Genomic DNA, 2,820 nt, shown 5'->3' on the forward strand with positions numbered 1-2,820 from the left:
CCATCGCCACCCCGGCGGCGAAGGTCACCGCGAAGGCCAGCGGGATCGCCAGCAGGATCGACACCGTGTAGTCGGGGATCACCTGTTGCAGCACGTAGCCGGTGTAGGCGCCCATCATGATGAACTCGCCATGGGCCATGTTGATCACCCCCATCACCCCGAAGGTGATGGCCAGGCCGATGGCTGCAAGGAAGTAGATCGAGCCGAGCGAGAGCGCATCCAGCCCGAGGTCGAGGAACTGGTGCACCCCGACCTTGAGGTCGATGGAGGTCAGCGCCTCTTCGGCGGCGGCGGTCACATCGGCATCGGCTTCGGCATAGGTCTGGTAGAAGACATGGGCCGCCAGAGAGGCGTCGATATCCTCTTCGGTGGCCGCAGGTTCGACCAGACCCGCCTCGACCAGCCCCGCGAAGGCCTCGCGCCGGGCCGCCGGATCGGAGAGGCGTCCGACGGGCACGCCGGCGACGCGGCCCTCGGAGAGATGCTCGGCCAGCATCCCGCGCAAGGCGGCCGAGGTGACCAGCTTGGGGGCCAGCCCCTCGCTGACCAGCAGCTCGTAGGCCTGCAGGCGGGGCAGCGCCTCGCTGCCCGGGCGCAGCTCGGCGGCGATGTTGCGGCCCTCGGGCAGCGCGGTGCCGGCGCCGAGGGTGGTGGCGACCAGCGGGTTGAGCGTGGCGCGCACCGCGACGTCGAGATTGCCCGCGACGCTTTCGATGGCGGCGATGCGTGCCGCCTTGTCTCTGGCGAAGCGGATCGTCAGCAGGGTCAGCAGCCGTTCCTTGCGCGCCTTCAGGTCCGGGTCGGTCTCGGTCGCGATGGACGCGGCGAGCGGCTCCATGTGGCTGGCCTCGCCATTGCGGTCGATATTGTCGAGCGCCCCGGCGCGGGTCGCCGGATCGGGATCGGAGAGCTGGAAGCGCACCAGCGCCGCGCCGATCAGCGCCTGGATGCCCGAGTTCGGCTTGAGCTGTTCCAGTGCGTCCTTGTCATAGGGGCCGAAGCTTTCGCCGGTGTCGAAATCGTGCAGCGTGTAGCTGCGGTCCTCGTTGCGCTCGGCGCGGAAGAAGGCCCCATCCTCGACGCGCTGCCACATGTCGCGGGCAGCCCAGGTTTCCAGCACCTCGGTGGCCTGGGGCAGCCCCGAAGCGGCGATGGCGTCAATGGCGGGCTGGATGGTGCGACGCGAGCTTTCCAGGATCAGCGCGGACTGCTCCTGAAGGATCGGCTGGATGGTCTCCTGCGCCGCGCCGGGGGTGGCGGGGGCAAGCAGGCAGAGCGCCATGGCGACAGCCGGAAGAAGGCGATTGAGCATTTCGGTCCTGCGGCAGGCTGCGGAAAGGTCGGGCGGATACGGGAACGGGCGGGATGGGGAATGGGAGGAGAAGAGGCCATCCCGCCCGTCAGGGTCCGGGCACCACGCGGCGCCCGGACAAGGTGTCACCGGATCAGTAGTTCGAGCCGCGCTGCACGCAGGTCTCGGTCTCGGTGTTGTACATGCCGCAGTCGAGGCCCGGCCAGTCGGACTTCAGGACAGCCGATTCCGGCAGGAAGTCGGTCCAGGCGTCACCGGGGACCGGATCGGTTTCCGAGATGATGTCGAACTGGCCATCTTCCTGGATCTCGCCGATGAGGACGGGCTTGGAGAGGTGGTGGTTCGGCAGCATCTCGGCGGTGCCGCCGGTCAGGTTCGGGAAGGTCTGGCCGACCATGGCGCCGATGACGGTGTCGACATCGGTGGTGCCGGCCTCTTCGACCGCGTTCACCCACATGTTGAAGCCGATGTAATGGGCTTCCATCGGGTCGTTGGTCACGCGGTCGGCCCCGGCGAATTCCTTCCACTTGGCGACGAATTCGGCGTTGGCTTCGGTATCGGCGGACTGGAAGTAGTTCCAGGCAGCCAGGTGGCCGACAAGGTTCGAGGTGTCGAGACCGGAGAGTTCCTCTTCACCCACCGAGAAGGCCACGACGGGGATGTCGTCGGCCGAGATGCCGGCGGCGGCCAGTTCTTTGTAGAAGCCGATGTTGGCATCGCCGTTGATCGTCGAGATCACGCCGACCTTCTTGCCGTCGGCGCCCAGGGCCACGACGTCCGAGACGATCTTGGACCAGTCGGAGTGACCGAAGGGGGTATAGTTGACGAAGATGTCCTCTTCGGCGACGCCCTTGGACTTCAGGTAGGACTCGAGGATGTTGTTGGTGGTGCGGGGGTAGACGTAGTCGGTGCCCAGCAGGGCGAACTTCTCGACGCCCAGCTCGTCCAGGAAGTAGTCGGTGGCCGGGATCGCCTGCTGGTTCGGCGCCGCGCCGGTATAGAAGACGTTGTAAGAGGACTCTTCGCCCTCGTATTGCACCGGGTAGAACAGCAGGCCGTTCAGCTCTTCGATGACCGGCAGCACGGACTTGCGCGACACCGAGGTCCAGCACCCGAACATGACGTCGACCTCGGAGACGGTCAGCAGCTCGCGGGCCTTCTCGGCGAAGAGCGGCCAGTCCGAAGCGGGGTCGACGACCACGGCCTCAAGCTGCTTTCCCAGCAGGCCGCCCTTGGCGTTCTGCTCTTCGATCAGCATCAGCATGGTGTCTTTGAGGGTGGTTTCGGAAATTGCCATGGTGCCGGACAGCGAATGCAGCACGCCGACCTTGATGGTGTCCTGCGCCTGGGCCGCGCCGGTGATCATCAGCGCGCCTGCGGCGGCACCGATCATCGACTTGATGTAATGCGACATGGATGGTTCATCCCCTATTGGCGCTGCCGGGGCACGAAGATGCGACGACGGTGGAAACCGTCGCGAAACCTCCCTATATCTCCCCGAGCAGCTT

At 66.2% G+C, this 2,820-nt stretch carries 2 protein-coding genes; both read right to left on the minus strand.

Features of this window, described 5'->3' with window-relative positions; genetic code table 11:
- The coding region (locus OS124_RS0100380) for an ABC transporter permease subunit (RefSeq protein WP_010137256.1) at positions 1-1,312 on the minus strand (1,312 nt) is incomplete at its 3' end.
- A 133-nt stretch (positions 1,313-1,445) separates the two neighbouring features.
- Complete coding sequence (gene urtA / locus OS124_RS0100385; protein WP_010137257.1) at positions 1,446-2,726, minus strand: urea ABC transporter substrate-binding protein; 1,281 nt, start codon at positions 2,724-2,726, stop codon at positions 1,446-1,448.
- Positions 2,727-2,820: the final 94 nt, after the last annotated feature.

This window comes from Oceanicola sp. S124 (assembly GCF_000220565.1).
In the GTDB taxonomy this organism is placed as follows: Bacteria; Pseudomonadota; Alphaproteobacteria; order Rhodobacterales; family Rhodobacteraceae; genus Pseudooceanicola.